This window comes from Parasphingorhabdus sp., from assembly GCF_036568145.1.
Classification (GTDB): domain Bacteria; phylum Pseudomonadota; class Alphaproteobacteria; order Sphingomonadales; family Sphingomonadaceae; genus Parasphingorhabdus.
This window is the reverse complement of the sequence record NZ_DATCTC010000027.1, coordinates 164,656-183,287: the sequence shown is the minus strand read 5'-3', so window position 1 is coordinate 183,287 and position 18,632 is coordinate 164,656. Positions and strand designations below refer to the sequence as shown.

At 56.2% G+C, this 18,632-nt stretch carries 19 protein-coding genes; 10 read left to right on the top strand and 9 right to left on the bottom strand.

Features of this window, described 5'->3' with window-relative positions:
• Both rpmH and VIN76_RS10125 read right to left on the bottom strand, forming a co-directional pair.
• On the bottom strand, positions 1–135 hold the full coding sequence (gene rpmH, locus VIN76_RS10130) for a 50S ribosomal protein L34 (protein ID WP_332041160.1): 135 nt from the start codon (positions 133–135) through the stop codon (positions 1–3).
• Positions 136–376: 241 nt separating this feature from the next.
• Positions 377–928, bottom strand: a complete 552-nt coding sequence (locus tag VIN76_RS10125) for a hypothetical protein (protein WP_332041718.1) — start codon at positions 926–928, stop codon at positions 377–379.
• Positions 929–977: 49 nt separating this feature from the next.
• On the opposite strand from VIN76_RS10125, the gene VIN76_RS10120 reads away from it, so the two are divergent.
• Positions 978–2,486, top strand: coding sequence for a YifB family Mg chelatase-like AAA ATPase (locus VIN76_RS10120; RefSeq protein WP_332041717.1), 1,509 nt, complete (start codon positions 978–980; stop codon positions 2,484–2,486).
• 551 nt (positions 2,487–3,037) lie between these two features.
• Here VIN76_RS10120 and VIN76_RS10115 read toward each other — a convergent pair.
• Both VIN76_RS10115 and VIN76_RS10110 read right to left on the bottom strand, forming a co-directional pair.
• A complete protein-coding gene (locus VIN76_RS10115) occupies positions 3,038–3,460 on the bottom strand; it encodes a polymer-forming cytoskeletal protein (RefSeq protein ID WP_332041716.1) in 423 nt (140 codons plus the stop codon).
• Positions 3,453–4,697: a M23 family metallopeptidase gene (locus VIN76_RS10110; protein ID WP_332041715.1), complete on the bottom strand. Its 1,245-nt coding sequence runs from the start codon at positions 4,695–4,697 to the stop codon at positions 3,453–3,455. The genes VIN76_RS10115 and VIN76_RS10110 overlap by 8 nt, the downstream gene beginning before the upstream one ends.
• A gap of 252 nt (positions 4,698–4,949) precedes the next feature.
• Here VIN76_RS10110 and VIN76_RS10105 point away from each other — a divergent pair, with 252 nt between their 5' ends.
• The 9 genes from VIN76_RS10105 to VIN76_RS10065 all read left to right on the top strand — a co-directional run bounded on the left by VIN76_RS10105 (position 4,950) and on the right by VIN76_RS10065 (position 12,205).
• Positions 4,950–6,203 carry a glutamate-5-semialdehyde dehydrogenase gene (locus tag VIN76_RS10105; protein WP_332041714.1) on the top strand — a complete coding sequence of 418 codons (1,254 nt, stop codon included), beginning with the start codon at positions 4,950–4,952 and terminating at the stop codon, positions 6,201–6,203.
• A gap of 10 nt (positions 6,204–6,213) precedes the next feature.
• A complete protein-coding gene (locus tag VIN76_RS10100; RefSeq protein WP_332041713.1) occupies positions 6,214–6,855 on the top strand; it encodes a nicotinate-nucleotide adenylyltransferase in 642 nt (213 codons plus the stop codon).
• Between the two features lie 95 nt (positions 6,856–6,950).
• Positions 6,951–7,277 carry a ribosome silencing factor gene (gene rsfS / locus VIN76_RS10095; protein ID WP_332041727.1) on the top strand — a complete coding sequence of 109 codons (327 nt, stop codon included), beginning with the start codon at positions 6,951–6,953 and terminating at the stop codon, positions 7,275–7,277.
• A gap of 19 nt (positions 7,278–7,296) precedes the next feature.
• The gene (locus VIN76_RS10090) at positions 7,297–7,719 is read left to right on the top strand and encodes a 23S rRNA (pseudouridine(1915)-N(3))-methyltransferase RlmH (RefSeq protein WP_332041712.1); all 423 of its coding nucleotides are present in this window, start codon (positions 7,297–7,299) and stop codon (positions 7,717–7,719) included.
• Between the two features lie 3 nt (positions 7,720–7,722).
• Positions 7,723–8,943 (top strand): murein hydrolase activator EnvC family protein, encoded by a 1,221-nt coding sequence (locus VIN76_RS10085; RefSeq protein WP_332041711.1) that lies wholly within the window; start codon positions 7,723–7,725, stop codon positions 8,941–8,943.
• A 66-nt stretch (positions 8,944–9,009) separates the two neighbouring features.
• Positions 9,010–10,398, top strand: a complete 1,389-nt coding sequence (locus tag VIN76_RS10080) for a S41 family peptidase (RefSeq protein ID WP_332041710.1) — start codon at positions 9,010–9,012, stop codon at positions 10,396–10,398.
• A 13-nt stretch (positions 10,399–10,411) separates the two neighbouring features.
• The gene (locus VIN76_RS10075) at positions 10,412–10,897 is read left to right on the top strand and encodes a disulfide bond formation protein B (RefSeq protein ID WP_332041709.1); all 486 of its coding nucleotides are present in this window, start codon (positions 10,412–10,414) and stop codon (positions 10,895–10,897) included.
• Positions 10,890–11,444 carry a demethoxyubiquinone hydroxylase family protein gene (locus tag VIN76_RS10070; protein WP_332041708.1) on the top strand — a complete coding sequence of 185 codons (555 nt, stop codon included), beginning with the start codon at positions 10,890–10,892 and terminating at the stop codon, positions 11,442–11,444. Before VIN76_RS10075 ends, VIN76_RS10070 begins: the two co-directional genes overlap by 8 nt.
• A gap of 77 nt (positions 11,445–11,521) precedes the next feature.
• Positions 11,522–12,205 (top strand): hypothetical protein, encoded by a 684-nt coding sequence (locus VIN76_RS10065; protein ID WP_332041707.1) that lies wholly within the window; start codon positions 11,522–11,524, stop codon positions 12,203–12,205.
• 103 nt (positions 12,206–12,308) lie between these two features.
• Here VIN76_RS10065 and VIN76_RS10060 read toward each other — a convergent pair whose 3' ends face one another.
• The 5 genes from VIN76_RS10060 to VIN76_RS10040 all read right to left on the bottom strand — a co-directional run bounded on the left by VIN76_RS10060 (position 12,309) and on the right by VIN76_RS10040 (position 18,624).
• Positions 12,309–14,090, bottom strand: a complete 1,782-nt coding sequence (locus VIN76_RS10060; protein WP_332041706.1) for a DUF885 domain-containing protein — start codon at positions 14,088–14,090, stop codon at positions 12,309–12,311.
• A gap of 79 nt (positions 14,091–14,169) precedes the next feature.
• Positions 14,170–15,666, bottom strand: coding sequence for a PH domain-containing protein (locus VIN76_RS10055; protein ID WP_332041705.1), 1,497 nt, complete (start codon positions 15,664–15,666; stop codon positions 14,170–14,172).
• A complete protein-coding gene (locus VIN76_RS10050) occupies positions 15,663–16,193 on the bottom strand; it encodes a PH domain-containing protein (protein ID WP_332041704.1) in 531 nt (176 codons plus the stop codon). The genes VIN76_RS10055 and VIN76_RS10050 overlap by 4 nt, the downstream gene beginning before the upstream one ends.
• Positions 16,194–16,263: 70 nt before the next feature.
• Complete coding sequence (locus VIN76_RS10045) at positions 16,264–17,268, bottom strand: nitronate monooxygenase (RefSeq protein ID WP_332041703.1); 1,005 nt, start codon at positions 17,266–17,268, stop codon at positions 16,264–16,266.
• A gap of 90 nt (positions 17,269–17,358) precedes the next feature.
• Positions 17,359–18,624 carry an aspartate kinase gene (locus tag VIN76_RS10040; protein ID WP_332041702.1) on the bottom strand — a complete coding sequence of 422 codons (1,266 nt, stop codon included), beginning with the start codon at positions 18,622–18,624 and terminating at the stop codon, positions 17,359–17,361.
• Positions 18,625–18,632 lie beyond the last annotated feature (8 nt).

Here is an 18,632-nt window from a genome sequence, read left to right as displayed (position 1 = left end):
TTAGGCAGAGAGCTTGTTGCGGCCACGCGCACGGCGGGCAGCCAAGACTTTGCGGCCTCCGACCGTTGCTTTGCGGGCGCGGAAACCATGGCGCCGTTTACGGACCAGGCGGCTCGGTTGAAATGTGCGCTTCATCGCGTTTATCCTACGTCTGAAATGTCAATTAAAAAGGCCGCCAAAAGTTGCGGCCCCGTGTTGTCGCTGCGAATAAGTGTGACGCCGCGCAAAGTCAAGCATTAGCCCGCTGTTTGGATAAATAATTAGGCACTAGACCCTGTTCAATTTTAATTGAATCAAAATTGGGGCCTAGTTTATTGCTTTACCGTTATTTCCGAGCCGTGAAATGTTCCATTTCACTCGAAATCACTCTAATGTTTCAGCTTTCCGACTTGGTTTTGACCTTGCCCACTATCGGCAGCTCGAAATCATCCGGCAAAGTCTTGTGCCTGTTGCGGCGCATGGCCCAGTCGGTCCACTTGCCATATTGCGGGAAACGCCGCTTGAAATCGACATAACGCCGCTTGGACCAGCGCGAATTTTTGAGCACCAGCGCCAGACCGATGGGGAACATGATGATGAAACCCGGCCCCGGCAGCGCCCCGATAATGGGGGAGAGCAGCATCAGCACAAAGCCGATGATCGTGAGCGCAAGGCGCGTTCCCGCCGTGTTGCGTTCGCGTTTTTTTCTCCGAATCTCGTCAATATCCACGGTCATACCTATTATGTGATGTGTCCCCATAGAACCCGCAAGCCGGACTGTCGAAGAAAACAGGCTTTTGGTCGCATATCGATTTAAATAAGGGTAATGATTGTCAAGTGGACCCCGTTGCGCCAGATCACGCAGCAATCCACCCAAAGCCCCGCCGATCACGCCCTTCCGCTTTTGACCGTTCCGGCCAAGCCATTGCTTTTGATCGACTTTTTTCATGATTCTTGCCACTATTTCACCGGGCAAAAGGCATGCGGGGCGGTATGAAATGGTAGCACTGGTTTCCACCGTCGCTTATCTGGGCCTCGAAGCGCGCGGCGTAGAGGTGCAATGTCAGGTCGCACCGGGGCTGCCGGCTTTCAATATTGTGGGATTACCGGACAAGGCCGTGGCGGAAAGCAGGGAACGGGTGCGCGCGGCGATTGCGGCGCTGGGCCTGTCTTTGCCGCCCAAGCGGATCACGATCAACCTGTCACCGGCGGACTTGCCCAAGGAAGGATCGCATTACGACCTTCCTGTTGCGCTGGCGCTGCTTGGTGCGATGGGGGTTATCGATGCGGAGACAATGGCCCAATATATTGTCGTGGGGGAATTGTCATTGGACGGGCGCCTGGCCTCTACGCCGGGTGTATTGCTTGCCGCTCTGCACGCATCGGGCGAAAAACTGGGGCTGATATGTCCGGAAATGCAGGGTCCGGAAGCGGCATGGGCGGGCAATATCGAAATATTGGCACCGCATGACCTGCTCGCTCTGCTCAACCATTTCAAGGGCCAGTCGGTTCTGACTCCGCCCGGCACCGGTGAGGCAGCGGCGCCCGTTTATGGTCCCGACCTGAAAGACGTAAAGGGGCAGGAAACCGCCAAGCGCGCACTGGAAATCGCGGCGGCGGGCGGGCACAACCTGCTGATGAACGGTCCGCCGGGATCGGGAAAATCGCTGCTTGCGTCCTGCCTGCCGGGCATATTACCGCCGCTATCACCCGCCGAGGCGCTGGAAGTGTCGATGGTGGCCAGCGTCGCCGGGACATTGGAGGGCGGCCGGATGAGCCGCACCCGCCCCTTTCGCGCCCCGCATCATAGTGCTTCGATGGCCGCGCTGGTGGGCGGCGGCCTGAAAGTGCGGCCCGGAGAGGTCAGTCTGGCGCATCTTGGCGTATTGTTCCTCGACGAACTGCCGGAATTTCAGCGCGCCGTGCTCGATTCGCTGCGCCAGCCGCTGGAAACCGGCGAAGTCAGCGTCGCGCGCGCCAATGCCCATGTGACCTTTCCGGCGCGGGTGCAGATGGTGGCGGCGATGAACCCGTGCCGCTGTGGCCATTTGGGGGACGCCGCGCTGGCCTGTTCGCGTGCGCCCCGATGTGCCGCCGATTATCAGGCAAAGGTGTCGGGGCCGCTGCTCGACCGGATTGACCTGCATCTGGAGGTGGAGGCGCTGTCGGCTGCTGACCTCACCATGCCGCCGCCTGCCGAAAGCTCCGAAATGGTCGCGGCGCGGGTGGCGCGGGCACGTGACCTGCAAAGCGCGCGCTATGCCGGTCTGGACGCCCGCACCAATGCAGAGATTGATGGCGGCGCGCTGGAGAAATTTGCAACGCCGGATGAAGCCGGACGGCAATTATTGGCGCAAGCCGCCGCTGCCATGCGCCTCTCCGCGCGCGGCTATACAAGGGTGCTGCGCGTATCCCGCACGATCGCCGATCTGGCAGAGGTGGAGCAGGTCAGCCGCGTCCATGTGGCAGAGGCCCTAAGCTACCGGCGGCAGGCTCCGCGTAATTAGCTTGGTTCGGTGAAGTTTGCCGTGCTCCGCACTCGATGCGGAGCCCAGAGTGGCTGCCACAACCTTCCGGTTATCTGACGCCTCAAGTGTGAAACGCAATCCGCAGATGCTACCAGAAAGCGCTGTCCTACAGGGGCGCAGTCATGCTAGTTCCCCATCTGTTCTTTCTCATCCTTGAATATCATGCGCGCAGCCAAGGTGGTGCCGTTCCAAATTCTTCGTCATTTCCGCCTGCGCGGGAATGAGGGGTGGGGGGATAATTGCGCCTAAATCCAACAGCTTGCTTTGTTGCGGGCCTATAAGGTCCATTTCCGAAAGATTTGGCGGAAAATAAAGCGTCCTAGGTGTGAAGTTAGTGAAGTTAGCGATTGTGCCGCAGCTATTATCGGCCCGCTCCGTTAGCGGGGAGCCTGACAGAATATAAAGGGCATAGGCCCCCGTTGACCCTCGGCCCGCTTGCGGCTCGGCAGGCTCAGGGCAAGCGGAATGGGGTGCTGAACAGGACGTTTGCCTGAACTTTGGCGGATGGCAATGCCGTCCGCCCGAAAAGCTTAAGCCGCTTTCTCGCCAGACGTCAGCTCCAGTGACGGTGCTTTCGCGGACACATCGAGCGTGTTCTTGTTCAGATGCGGTGTCCGGTTGCTTTTGTGCTTGAATCGTCCGTCAACCTGGCCACCTTGTTCGATCTTGACGTTTTCGTAGGAGACATCGCCGCCGATACGGGCGCTGGAATTGATGACCAGATCGCCTGCTTCGATGGAGCCTTCGACCGATCCGGACAGATTGGCATTATCGGCGATGATAGAGCCTTGAATCTTGCTCGACGGGCCTTGCACCAGCGACTGGCATTTAATGTCGCCAATCACTTCGCCGTCAATATGCAGATCGACTTTCGCGTCGATATTGCCGGTGATTACGATACCGTCCCCGATGACGGAAAAGCTCGGTTGATTGTTGCTGTTGTTTCTAGCCACGACGGGAGCCTGTTCTATCGGTTTGCTCTTTGGTGCTGGTGGCGTCGGCTCGCTGTCTGGCGAGGCTTTGAACTTTGAGAACATCTGTATTCTCCTTTAGAAAAGGTCGGGGGTTAATCGCCGCGCCATTTAACCGCACTTCGAAATGAAGATGCGTGCCGGTTGAACGGCCCGTGCTTCCCATTGCCCCCACTTGTATGCCCCTCTTTACTTTATGACCAGCCTTGACCTGAATCCCGGAAAGATGGGCATAGCGCGTCATCAGTCCGTTGCCATGTGTGATTTCCACTGTTTTGCCATAGCCGGATTTCCACCCGGCATGGGTAATAGTGCCCTGAGCGGCCGATAATACCGGCTGGCCGCTGCGTCCTTTGAAATCAATGCCGCTATGCATCGCGCCGCTGCCGTTAAAAGGATCGCTGCGATAGCCAAAGCCGCTCGACATCATGCCCAGGTCGGTTGATCCCGTTGGCACGGCGGACGGAATGGCCAGCAGGATACGTTCTATATGATCCATCTGCAACAAGGCATCGTTCAGCCGTTTCAGCGTCGGGTGCATCTGTGTTTCACCATCTGTAAAAAGCGGAACATAGGGACCGCCAGCGGCCTTATTGGATTTGGGGGAGAGAGTCGCAGGGTTAAGCCCGAAGTTGCGGATAGCCGCTTCGACGCGCGCCGTGCGGGCCAGGGCAGCGCGGGTCAGCTTGTCCGCAAAGCTGATCTGGCGGGATTCGAGCCGGGCCAACATGGCCGCTTCCGGAAAGGCGGCGCTGATCTTTTTGCCATTTGCAGAAAGCTTGTTGCCCGAAATACTGTTCCCGTCGTCGGAGAGGGGGATGGCGCCATTTTTCAGCTCTTCGCCGCTAATAGCTTCTTCGCCGATAAACTGCTGCGTAATCTGTTCCATCGCTTCCTGACGCCGGATCAGGTCTTTGGCAAGGCCGTCAATCGATGCCTTATAGGCGGCAATCTCGCTCTGCCCGCTATTTACCGCGGCTTCCTTTTTCGCCAGCGCTATCCGTTCACCAGATGCGCTCAACGTGCTGACTGTCATCACCAGCGTAACCAACAGCCAGAGCGCAATTATAACGCCGACAGCCATTGCGATCCGTTTTTGCAGCTTTGCCGATATGGTCAGAAAACGGACCTGACCATTGGCGCGCATGAAAAACTCGCGGTCCGTGAACATACGGTCCACGCGCGCGGACAATCCGCCCTTCAAATTTTGGTTTTGCATTCCCGATACTCTAAACTAATCCCCAAATCGCGGGTAGCAGAGGGGCGCGGGCGGTGCGAATCATCGGGGTTGGACTCGTGACGAATCGAAACACAGATCGGATGAGTTGCAAAATATATGTAAAATCTCTGCACATTAATACGAATTTTCGAGTCGTTTGTGCGATTTATCACTTTGTCGAAAATAAAATTGGCCTGTGCCGCAAAGACTTTTTTCCTTATCGCCAAGCCATAGCCATGCTAGCAGGCGGGCATGACAGAACATGAACAACTTGTAACCGACATGGGCCAACGCGCCCGCGCCGCTTTTGCGGTTTTATCCACTGTAACCGACGAGCAGAAAGCCCGCGCCCTGAACGCTGCCGCATCAAAGCTGCGTGCCGACCAACCTGCGATCCTTGCTGCCAATGCAAAAGATATGGACAATGGCCGTGCCAACGGGTTGAGCGATGCCATGCTCGACCGCCTGATGATCGACGGCGAACGGCTAGAAGGCATCGCATCGGCAGTTGAGCAGGTGGCGGCTCTGCCGGATCCGGTCGGCGCGATTATCGACCGTAATGAGCGGCCCAATGGCTTGATTCTGGAACGTGTGCGGGTTCCGCTTGGCGTGATCGGGATTATCTATGAAAGCCGGCCCAACGTGACAGCGGATGCAGCGGCTTTGGGGCTGCGGTCCGGCAATGCCGTTATCTTGCGCGGCGGGTCAGAGGCGATTGAAAGCAACCGGGCGATCCACAAGGCGATGACTGCCGGGGTGGCGGCGGAAGGCTTGCCGGAAGATGCGATCCAATTGGTGCAGACAACGGACCGCGCCGCTGTCGGAGCGATGCTGAAAGCCGCTGGCCTGATCGATATCATCATTCCGCGCGGCGGGAAGTCGCTTGTCGCCCGCGTACAGGAAGAGGCGCGGGTTCCCGTGCTCGCCCACCTTGATGGTATCAACCATACTTATATCGATAAATCGGCGGATCCGGACAAGGCCCTTGCCATTGCGGTCAATGCCAAGATGCGGCGCACCGGGGTTTGCGGGGCGATGGAAACATTGCTGATCGATCAGGATTATCCTGCACCCGCGGCCCTGATCCGCGCGTTACTGGATGCCGGTTGCGAGGTGCGCGGTGATGATGCCGTCATGGAGCTGGATTCGCGGACTGTGGCAGCGGACAGTCAGGATTGGGATACCGAATATCTCGCCCCGATTGTATCGGTTCGCATGGTTGACGGACTGGAAGAGGCACTGGCCCATATTGCCGAGCATAGCTCCCATCATACGGATGTCGTGGTGGCAGAAGATGAAGCGGTCGCCAACCAGTTCATCCGGCGCGCGGACAGTGCGATAGTGATGTGGAACGCTTCCAGCCAGTTTGCCGACGGCGGTGAATTCGGCCTTGGCGCAGAGATCGGCATTTCTACGGGCCGCCTGCATGCCCGTGGTCCGGTCGCGCTGGAAGGGCTGACCACCTATAAATGGGTAGTGCGCGGGACAGGGCAGGTCCGGCCTTGAGCATCAATTGGTGAGGACGACGGGCCTTCTTGGCGGGTCGTTCAATCCCGCGCATGGTGCACATCGTTCAATCAGCCTGTTTGCCATACAGGAACTGGCGCTCGACGAAATGTGGTGGCTGGTGTCGCCGGGCAATCCGCTAAAGGCAAAGGCCCGGGATATGGCTCCGCTTCCCGCACGGCTGGCATCGGCGCAGAAAATGGCACAGCGCAGCGCGATAAAGGCGACGGCTATTGAGCAGACTCTGGGCACCCGATATACGTATGATACGCTGCGAGCGCTGGTCCGGCGCTATCCAAAACGGCAATTTATCTGGGTCATGGGGGCGGATAATCTGGCTCAATTTCACCGTTGGAAGGACTGGCGAAAAATTGCCCAATTATTGCCGATTGCAGTTATCGCGCGTCCCGGCTATGATGACGATGCTTTTGCGGCACCCGCAATGGCATGGCTCCGGCGCTCCGTCCGGCCTGCGAGCCAGCGGATGAACTGGACTAACTGGAGTACGCCAGCGCTGACATTTTTGCGCTATCGTCCCGACCCCCGCTCTGCCACCGCGATCCGGATGGCCCGGCCCCATTGGCACAAACAATATGCAACTCACTGTGTCCGCGACACCGTGACGCATAAATTGGTTTGCCAGACAGATTGATAGGATTTGAATTGACGAAATCGAAAAGCAAAGTGCTGAAATCCGCTACTTCCAAGGAAGGAAAAGCCGAATCAGATGCCCTTTATGCTCTCGTGATGAAATCGCTCGACGATGATCAGGCACAGAATATTGTTTCCATTCCGCTTGAGGGAAAAAGCAATATTGCCGATCATATGGTCATTGCCGAAGGGCGATCGACTCGGCAGGTCGCGTCCATGGCGCAGAAGCTGGCGGAGCATATCAAAAAAGCCGGTGGCGAGGCGCGAATCGAAGGGCTTGCCAATGCCGATTGGGTGTTGATTGATGCAGGCGATGTGATCGTTCACATCTTCCGCCCCGAAGTGCGTAGCTTTTACAATCTGGAACGCATGTGGGCTGTGGGTGAAGAAGAAGCTTCCGAAGCAGAGGCTGCCGAAGCCTGATTCGGCAGCTTTACCGGTCATGAGGCTCCATATTGTCGCTCGCGGGAAAATTGGCCGCAGCCCCGAACAGGAACTGGTTGACCGCTATATCAAGCGAATCAACTGGGACGTAAAACTGAGCGAATTGCCCGAACAGGGCGGAAAAACCCCGAAAATCAGCGATCAGACAAAAATCATTGCGCTTGATGAAACCGGGGAAAACTGGACCAGCAAAGCCTTTGCCAATATCTTGAGCGATTGGCGCGATAGCGGTGTCCGGGAAGCGCGCTTTTTAATCGGGGCCGCCGATGGTCTGACCAGTGAAGAGCGCAGCAGCGCCGACCATTTTTTTTCTTTCGGTAAAGCCACATGGCCGCATCTGATGGCCCGTGCAATGCTGGCCGAGCAATTGTTCCGGGCGACTGCGATTATCGCAAACCACCCCTATCATCGTGAGGGATAGGGCGTGATCCGCGGGCTTGTCATCCTGTTCATTCTGGTGGCGACAGGCGTGTTTTTTACAGTAGCCCTGCCAGCACAAACCGGCGACCCGTTACTGGCTGACGAACAGCGGGCTTTATTATCCGCACGCGAACAATCGGAAAGAGCACAGCAGCGCAGCATTGCCTTGCTCCGTCAGGCAGAAACCGCAACCAATGATGCAGGCAAGGCTCGCATCGAAGCTGCGGCCATGGCGGCGCGTATAGAGGCTGCAGAGGCCGATATCCGGGCGGCACGGGCGCGCATAGCGATCGTTACACGGTTGCAGGACCGCCAACGCGACCGGCTGGCCGAAAAGCAAAAGCCGGTGGTGCGGCTCACTGCTGCCTTGCAGATGATGACCCGTAAGCCGACGGCGCTGGCCATTGTTGAGCCACGGTCGCTGGATGAACTTATCTATATCCGCTCGGTCATGTCCACGGTGCTCCCCGAAATTGAACGCCGCACGGCCAGTTTACGCAGCGAAGTCAACCAAGGCGAAAAACTGCGGATACAGTCGGCGCGGGCAGTCGCTTCCCTTGATGAAAGCCAGCGGCGTTTGACTCAGCGGCGAAAACAGCTTGCTTATCTGACATCCAATGGAAAAGCCGGTGCTCTGCAATTTCCCACTGTTTTGGGGCAGGACCGTGCCTTGGCACTGGGTGAAGAAGCGCGCGATATACTCGACCTGATGGGGCAGATTCGGGAAAGCGGTGCTGTTCGCGAATCGCTGGCCGCGCTGGACGGCCCGATGTTACGCCCGAATCCGAATGGCCTGAGTCAAAACGGCCCGAATCGAAACGGGGTTCAGGCGACTCGCTTTCCTGCGCGCCGGAACATCGCTACGGCTTACCTTTTGCCCGTGACCGGCGATCTGGTCACCGGCCTGGGTGAACGGTCGGACAGCGGTTATCGCTCTCGCGGATTGACGATTGCCGTGGAACCGGATGTGCAGATTGTCGCGCCAGCCGATGGCCGGGTCGCCTTTGCCGGTCCGTATGGCGGGTATGACAATATCCTGATTATTGAACATGATGCGGATTGGACCAGCCTGATTACCAATATGGCGGCGATCAATGTAGAGGTAGGCGATAGCGTGAAGCAGGGCGCACCGATTGGCCGTGCAGCGGGGCGGGGTGATCCCAATGTTACGGTCGAACTGCGCCGCCAGGGCCGCCCGATTGATATTGCTGCCCTGATTTATTGATTGGTTGGCATTATCGCGGATTCGCGCTTATATTCGTGCTATAGTAAAGTTTACAGGATGCCGATTATGAAAAAGCCTTTCTTGCAAGCCACCGCTCTGGTGCTGTCCGTTGCGCTCTTGCCTGCGGCTACGTCTGCTCTTTCGGCTGTCGATGCGAGCACCTATCGCGAGATGGAACAGTTTATGAACGTGTTCGACCGGGTGCGGTCGGAATATGTTGACCAGGTGGATGACACGGACCTGATCAAAGGCGCGATAAACGGCATGTTGGCCAGCCTTGATCCGCATAGCAGCTTTCTGGATGCCAAGGACTTTGAAAACCTGCGGACACAGACGGACGGCAATTATGGGGGTCTTGGCCTTTCTGTGACAATGGAAGATGGGGCGGTGAAAGTGATAGCGCCGTTCAAGGATACGCCGGCTGATTTAGCGGGTGTAAAAGCTGGCGACTATATTACCCATATCAACGGCAAATTGATCTACGGCGGTTCGCTTGATGAAGCGGTTGAGGAAATGCGCGGCAAACCCGGCTCCCCGATCAGCATTACCATCGTCCGGCCGGGTCGGGATAAACCGTTTGACGTGTCGATGAAACGGGCGATCATTGACCTGAAACCTGTCACTTGGGAACTTAAGGACAAGGTGGGTGTGATCAGCATCAACAGCTTCTCCAGCGATACCGGAGCAGATGTGCAGGCTGCGATCCTCGGCATAGACAAGGCGCTGGGCCAGAAACCATTGGGGTATATTCTGGACATGCGTTCCAATCCCGGCGGATTGCTGGATGAAGCGGTGAATGTTTCCGACGTATTCCTCTCGCGCGGGGAAATTGTCTCGCAGCGCGGACGCGGTAAATCCGACATTGAACGCTATTTCGCCACAAGGGGTGATGCCACAAACGGCCTGCCTATCATTGTCCTGATTGATGCGGGTTCCGCTTCTGCTTCTGAAATTGTTGCCGGTGCGTTGCAGGATCATCATCGCGGGCTGGTGATGGGTGAACGCAGCTTTGGCAAAGGATCGGTGCAGACCCTGTTGCCATTGTCCAATGATTCCGCTTTGCGTTTGACCACGGCGCGTTATTATACGCCATCGGGCAAATCGGTTCAGGAAGGCGGTATCAAGCCGGATATTCTGGTGCCGCAATTATCCGACCCCGATTACAAAACCCGTCCGCGTTTCCGCGAATCCGATCTGCGCAGGCATCTTATCAATGAAGTAGGTCTGGAAGATGAGGTGCTGGAAGAAGATCTTAAGGATGATCCGCGTTTCAAGGCAACTGCGGAAGAGCTGAAAGAAGATGGTATAGAGGATTTCCAGCTGCACTATGCCCTGCAAACCCTTTCGCGGCTTGGGCCAGAAGGTCTTAAGGTTGCCATGAACAAGGCAGCGGAAAAGACAGCAGCACAAGCGGCGAAGAAATCAGCCAAAGCGGCTACCGCTTCGAAAAACTAGGAGCTTTTCGGATATGGCCCCTTCCAACGCGGCGCTTCGGCTGTCCATTGCTATCCCGGCGGCCCTGATTGGCGGCGCGTTGATTAGCCAATATGTGTTTGGCCTCTACCCGTGCGAAATGTGCATGTGGCAGCGCTGGCCGCATTATGGCGCTATTTTCCTCGGAGTGGCAGCCTCGGCACTGTACCCGCGGCCGTTGGCAAACTATCTGGTATTTGGCGCTGCGTTGGCGATATTGACCAGCGGTTTGATCGGCGGTTTCCATGCCGGGGTTGAATATGGATGGTGGGAAGGCATAACATCTTGCGCGGCTAATATTGCGGCGGGGGACGATTTGCTCGGTTCGATCATGAACGCACCTCTGGTACGCTGTGACGTTGCGCCGTGGACGCTTTTCGGCATTTCGCTGGCCGGGTTTAATTTCCTCTTGTCAGTTGGCGGCGCGATGATCATCATGGGATTATTGGCCATGGGCCGGAAGGATGCGGGTAATGGCTAAGGACAGCCAGAGCAAACCAACCTTGGGTAATGAAAGGCCGGATATCGGTTCGATGATCCGTGTCAATCAGGCCGGTGAATATGGTGCTGCACAAATCTATAAGGGGCAGCTTGCCGTAATGGGTGAAGATGCCCCCGATAGCAGCGCGATTCACCTCATGGCGGAGCAGGAACAACGGCATCTGGACGCGTTTGACCGCATGATTGTCGAACGCAATGTCCGGCCAACGGCGCTGCAACCGTTCTGGAAAGTGGCGGGCTATGCGCTGGGCGCGGGCACTGCGATCATGGGGCCACGCGCGGCTATGGCCTGCACAGCGGCTGTCGAGACAGAAATTGACCTGCACTATCAGGAGCAAATGGAGCAGCTTGCAGATGCAGATGAGCCTGAACTGCTTGGCAAGATTGCGGAGTTTCGGGAAGAGGAACTGGAACATAAGCAGACTGCGATTGACTCCGGCGCGGAAGAGACATTCGGTTATCCGGTGTTGAGCGCGGCCATAAGGCTGGGCTGCAAGCTGGCAATAGGGCTTTCAAAACGGATTTAGCCCGTAGTTTTTACAAGGTAGAGCCGCGCCGCTGGGCTTCAGCGGCGGTTCATTCGGGTTATGACAAAGGATAATATATGAAGAAGACAGCTTTTCTCTCCGCGGGCTTGCTTTTCGCAAGTGGTTTGTTGGTCAGCCCTGCGCTCGCACAGGACGAGGCCGGTGATCGGGTCAACCAACTGATCATCTATGGCGATGACCCCTGCCCGGAAAGCGCGGAAGGAGAAATTGTTGTCTGTGCGCGCAAGGACGAATCGGAACGCTATCGCATTCCCGAAACACTCCGTGGTTCCGAGCTTGGCGATGCCAAGAATCAGGCATGGTCAGAGCGCGTCCGCTCCTATGAATATGTTGGCAAAAACGGCACGCAAAGCTGTTCGCCCGTTGGCGCTGGTGGCTTTACCGGCTGCACACAGCAACTGTTGACCCAGGCCTATGCCGAACGAGGGCAAGACGATACGGTCAACTGGGGCCGGTTGATTGAGGAAGAGCGCCAGAAACGGCTTTCCAGCATCGACGAAGAGGCCGAAGTGGTGGAACAACGGCTTCGCGAGATTGAAGCCCAGCGTGAAGCACGAGAAGCAGGCGCAGAAGAAGCGCGTGCGCGTCTGGAAGCCCAGGATGCAGAGGCTGTGGCCGCCGAAAAGGCCAACGACCGGGCCGGTAATGCGCTGGCTGTGCCGCCGGGCGCTGATGAAAGGGCTCCGGAAACCGGCGCAGAAGAAACGGTTCCGGTTCCCGAAGGTGACGAGAGCGAATGATCCGTTAGCGTTAAGCCTCCCGAGCCGAAGTCCGGTCGGGGGGCAGTCACGCTCCCGCATCACTTTCTATAAGAAATCCACCACACAAGCGGATAGCGCCAGATCAATTCTGCGCTTCAATCCAGCGGCTGACCTGCGCGTCCAGCAGGTCCAGCGGCACCGCGCCTTGGCCGAGCACAACATCATGGAATTCGCGTAGATCAAACTTCTCGCCCAGCGCTGCGGTGGCTTTTTCGCGCAGTTCGCGGATTTTCAGTTCACCCATTTTATAGGCCAGCGCCTGACCGGGCCAACTGATATAGCGGTTCACCTCCGCTTCGATATTGGCTTCGCTCAGCGCCGTGTTGTCCGTCATAAAGTCAATCGCACGCTGCTTGCTCCAGCCCTTTGAATGGATGCCGGTATCGACTACTAGCCGCGCCGCACGCCACATTTCATAAGACAGGCGGCCCATATCCTTTGCGGGTGTGTCGTAAAGCCCCATTTCAATGCCTAATCGTTCGGCATAAAGGCCCCAGCCTTCGACAAAGGCGGTGAAAAACGCGCCGTGCTTGCGAAAGTCCGGCATATCCAGTTCCTGTTGCAGGGCAATTTGCTGATGATGGCCCGGGACCGCTTCATGGACGCTGAGCGCAGGAATTTCCCAAAACGGCCGCTGGTCGAGTTTCGATGTATTGACGTAATAGAAACCGGCAATCCTGACTTCGGGTGATCCCGGGTAATAATAAGCGGTGGTTGTGCCCTCGGCCGTTTCCGCCGGGATTTCTTTGATGCCATAGGGAAGCCGCGCAAGCTTCCCGATAATCGAGGGCATTTTGCCATCAATCGTCTTGTTTACCCGCGCGACTTTTTCCATCAGCTCTTCGGGTGATTTTGCATAATATACGGGATTGGTCCGCAGATCCTGAATAAACGCCTCTCGCGAGTCGAAACCGGCCTGTTTCGCAACTTCGACCATCTCGGCGCGAATCCGGGCGACTTCGGACAGGCCGATCTTGTGAATCTCGTCCGCTGTCTTGTCCGTGGTTGTCATCTGGCGAACGCGAAACTCGTAATATTTGTCGCCGCCGGGCTGTGCAGAGACGCCCGGCTCCTTGGCGCAGTTGGGCGCATAGCGGGTGTTATACCATTCGAGATGTTCTTTCAGCGCCGGATTGATTACCGTTCGAATGGCTTCACTGGCACTGGCCGCCAGTTTATCAAAAGCCTGTTGGTCAATGCTTTCGGGTTTGGTGCGGGTGAATGGTTCGTAAAAGCGCGTTTGCTTCGGGTCTTCTTTAATCAGTCCGGAAATGCTTTTTTCAAATCCTTCCATCGCAACACAGGGCTGAACATAGCTACCTTCCAGCGCCTGATTGGCGACAGCTATCGATTGCTGATGGATTGTGCCGTATTTTTTCAGGCGATTGACATAGGTTTGATAGTCCTCAACCGTACGGAAGGCTATGCTGTTTGGCATAAAGGCAAAGCTTTGATGCCAGCCTTCGCGATTGGTAAAGTTTATTGTCCGCTGGCCGTAGCTATTGGCCTCAATCTGTTCGGCAAGACTGCGGTGAAGGATTCCGTAATTGGTTAAATCCGCCTCGGACAAGCTGTTCTGGTCGATGTTATTGAGCCGCTCTAGCCAGATCCTGGCCTTTTCGACTCGCTTGTCTTCGGCTTCAAGGCTGTAATCCCTGACCCGGCCAGCCGGATCACTAATGCCCAGAGAAGATGCGAATACCGGGCTTTGCTCCAGGGTATAGGCCCAATATTCATCGATAATCTGATGCAATTGGGGTGATTTGCTGCTGACCTCATTCTCGGCCCGCGCTGGTGTACTGATCGCCAGTGCGGTCAACGAAACCAACATCATGCTATATGCTTTGAAATTTCCCCAGCGCATCTTTCACTCCTGCAATGTGGTAACTGTTGCAACAACCGAGAATATTCGGCCGCGCAAGTCAAGTGTCATGATCACGGCATCATGTTTTCAAGGCGGGTGAAATCAGTTTTGACCGCAATGCCTTCGCGGCGGTGAGCGGGATGGCACAAATCTTTAGCGGGGCCATGGATGATCCACCCGCGACACCCACTGTCACAGAGGCAAGGCCAAGCGGATGATCGAGGGGCGACTGGCCAATATCGACAGTCTGAACTTTGCGGATTGGCAAGATAGTCAGCTTGCTCCGCCACCATCCCCGTCGGACGAAAAGATGCGTATCGGACAGCGCATAGTGATGGTGACGCCAGTTGAGATATTTTACTATACTGATCGGGATAGCCAGAAATACCAGCCCGAATGCAGCGGGGTGGCTTAGCAGTCCGTTAGCGATACCGACAGCCAGCAACACGGCCGTCCAGATGAGAGCATCGCGCCACCACATGGCAGGATGAACCGGTAAAAACTCCAGTTCATCCGTCACATTATCGATGCCCGCTTCCGCTAATATCGGATCGATTTCTTCGAGTCGGGCGCACGGCGCTGCGCTATGATCGCTTTCTCCTTTGCCATCGCCAGCAAGGGACTGGAATTGCAGATGATGCCAGCCAAAATGGCTTCGGATCGGGCCGGTTTTGATAATGGCGGCCTGAACCCGGTGGAATGGCATCACCATATCAGTGAGTGTGAACAGACCGCGCCTGCGCCGGAACCCCGGCCGTCCGCTATCAACGCGGTCCAGACGAAAACCATATTCGCGAATGAAAGTGAGAATGACGCCGCTGAACACGCCCATGAAGAGCAGCGAAACCAGTGCGCCGACCAGCCCCGCTATTTGTAGGGCAAAGCTGATTCCATTGAATATCTTATCTTGGTCGAACTCTTTGATCCTATAGAGCGGCCTTAAAAACTGGTCGGGTATAAGGAAATCGAGCTGCTGTGCTATCGCGGCCAATATGGTGAGCAGAATGAACGAGAAGTTGAATAGCCCCGCTATAAAAATCCGCCGGTTGTCCATGGCAAAAAGCGGGGGCCGTTCTTCCGCTTGAGGGGATTGTCCGGTGCCCGGCATATCCCCTTCACCGGCGGTGATGCCCGATTTATAATCGCGCAGCATATCACGCAATATCCGGGCATCGGTCAGCGAAAGGGCATCCAGTTTGCCATCCTCGCCCGCCGACGCGCCGGTTTCCAGCTTTACCGTGGCCAGTCCCAATAGGCGGTTGAGCAGGTTCCGCTCCAGGCTGATATCCTGTATCCGGTCAAATGGTATGGACCGGTTATTACGGCGCAGCAGGCCGCTTTTGATACGGATTTCCTTTGTCCCGACGTGATAGGTAAATCGCCACCATATCAGCGCGAACACACCGATGATAAACGCTATCAGGGTGATTGTGGCAAGACTGGTTAAGGCTATGTTCCGGTCGAAAACGCTGAAATATAGGACGCCTATACCGATCAGGTTCTGGCCGATAGCAGTAACAGATTTCAGAACGATGCTAAGCGGGTGGAGCCGGCGGAACTGTGTGTCGTCGGTCATATCATGTCTTGACGGATATGGTCCTTGATCGTGTCGCGCATGGCCTCCGCATCCGGGGTGCTGAGGCCGGGAAGCGTGACAATGCTGTTATGCGTTCCTGCTGTGTGGACGATCAGGGTCGATAATCCGAACATCCGTTGCAGCGGCCCCTGTGACACATCAATATGCTGGATACGGTTAAACGGAACGATTGTATCTGTCCGCCAAAGATAACCGCGTAAAATGCGGAGTTGTTCGTCCCCCATGTCATAACCCCAACGGCGATAGATACGGCCCGGCAGCATGACAAAAAGGAAGAAAGCAATGGCAGTTGCTGGCCCGATGATCGTGCCAGGCGCCAATGATAGCGCCTCCCCGATAACAAATTCCGCAACGATTGCCGCGATAATCAAAAGGACAGAGAGGCTTGCGATGCTTAGTTTCAAGAGCGATTTTTGGGGAGGGTGTAACGGGGTCAGGCCTTGGTTATAGGCCCGTGCGCTGTCTTCCTCCATCCGGGCGAGCGGGTCGGCGGTTATATCGGTCATGATCGGACTATGCCCAAACTGTATTATTTAAGCAAGACAGTTAAGGGGGCGTGCTGTTACGGACAGAATATTATCGCGCCAGCGCCGCTTCGGCTTGTTCGACCAACGACTTCAGAATCTCCGCAACGCTTTCTTCGGCTTTGACCATGCCCACGGATTGTCCGGCCATGACGGAACCATATTCGACATCGCCGTCAATCACGGCCTTGCGAAGCGCACCGGCCCAGAAATGCTCGATCTGCAACTGCGCTTCGCCCATTTCAATTTCACCGGAATCCAGCAGCTTTGCGACTTCAATCTGTTTGCGCGTAAATTCTTCGGTTCCCTTGTTTTTCAGGGCACGGACCGGAATGACCGGCAGGCGTGGATCGACCTGAACGCTGGTAATAGCATCGCGTGCATTGCCGCGAATGAAGGCTTTTTTGAAATTGGGATGGGCAATGGATTCATGGGCGCAGACAAAGCGGGAGCCAAGTTGGACACCGCTCGCCCCCATTTCCAGATAGCTGGCAATAGCTTCGCCGCGGCCAATACCGCCCGCTACAAAAACCGGAATCTGGTCAGCAATTTCCGGTAATATTTCCTGAGCGAGCACCGAAGTGGCCACTGGCCCGATATGGCCGCCCGCTTCCATGCCTTCAATAACAATGGCATCAACGCCAGACTTGATGAATTTCTTTGCCAGCGACAGGGCGGGCGCGAAACAGATCACTTTTGCGCCGGTTGCCTTTATCGCTTCAAGGCTGCCCTTGGGAGGCAAACCACCGGCCAGCACGATATGGCTGACGTCATGTTCACCGCAGACTTCAATGAGCTTCATCAGGTCAGGATGCATGGTGATCAGGTTGACGCCAAACGGTTTAGACGTTCGCTTTTTAGTCTCAGCAATTTCGGTGTCGAGCAATTCCGGTGTCATCGCACCGCAGGCGATAACGCCAAATCCGCCCGCGTTGGAAATCGCGCTGACCAGATTGCGTTCGGAAACCCAGCTCATCGCGCCGCACATGATTGCGGTTTCACTGCCAAGCAGATCGGTACCGCGCTGCATCAGGGATGCGAGTTTAGATTGGGCCATGTTTTTCTTTCGTTATTCCGGCATCCGGCTCAGGGCTGACGGTTTCTTCTTTGTCCAGTGGAGATAATTGCCAGGCAACGTCCTCAGGACCTAAACCGTTTCCTCTGCATCCAGCCCATAAGCGGTGTGCAGAACGCGCAGCGCCAGTTCGGCATAATCTGCTTCGATCAATACGCTGACCTTGATTTCCGATGTGGTAATCGCCTGAATATTGACGCCGCGTTCGGCCAATGCCTTGAACATCGTAGAGGCAACACCGGCATGGCTTTTCATGCCCACACCGACAACGGAAATTTTTGCCACATTGGTATCAGAAAGTATCCGGTTATAACCGATTTGGTCCCTTGCCTTTTCCAGTATCTGCATGGTCCGGTCAAGATCGCTGACCGGGGTGGTAAAGGTCACATCGGTTTCGCCTTTTTCACGGCCGACATTCTGGACGATCATGTCCACGTTGATGGCGGCATCGGCCAGGGGTTCAAAAATACTTGCCACCGCGCCCGGCTTGTCCGGCACGCGGGTCAGGGTGATTTTGCATTCGTTCTTGTCATGGGCAATGCCGGTGATGAGCTGACGCTCCATATCATTTTTCTCCATTTCGCTTTCGCTAACGATCATAGTTCCGGGCAGGTCATCGGCGCACGGCGCGTCATCCCCGTTAAACGATGACAGCACCTGAATACGCACATTTTCTTTCATCGCCAGACCGACAGAGCGTGTCTGCAACACTTTTGCGCCGACACTGGCGAGTTCCAGCATTTCCTCAAACGTAACGGTTTTCAGCTTGCGTGCACGGGTCACAATGCGGGGGTCAGTGGTGTAAACCCCGTCAACATCGGTATAAATGTCGCAGCGGTCCGCCTTTACCGCTGCGGCAATGGCGACGGCGCTGGTGTCGGAACCGCCCCGGCCCAGCGTTGTGATCCGGCCATTCTCGCTAATCCCCTGAAACCCCGGAATAATCGCGATTTCACCGCTTGCCATGGCGGCTGTCAGGGCTTCGGCGTCAATCGTTTCGATTCGCGCCTTGCTATGCGACGAGATGGTGCGGATCGGCATTTGCCAGCCCAGCCAGCTGCGCGCCCTTGCGCCAAGCGATTGCAAGGCAATGGCGAGCAGTCCGGAAGTGACTTGTTCACCGCTGGCCACCACGACATCATATTCCGCCGGATCGTATAACGAACTGGCCTCGCGGCAAAAATTGACAAGTCTGTCGGTGTCCCCCGCCATGGCGGAGACGACAACGGCGACCTCGTGCCCGGCATCGGCCTGCCGCTTGACGATCTGGGCAACCCGGCGGATACGTTCGATTCCTGCCATAGAGGTGCCGCCAAATTTCATCACTATTCGTGCCATGATGCCTG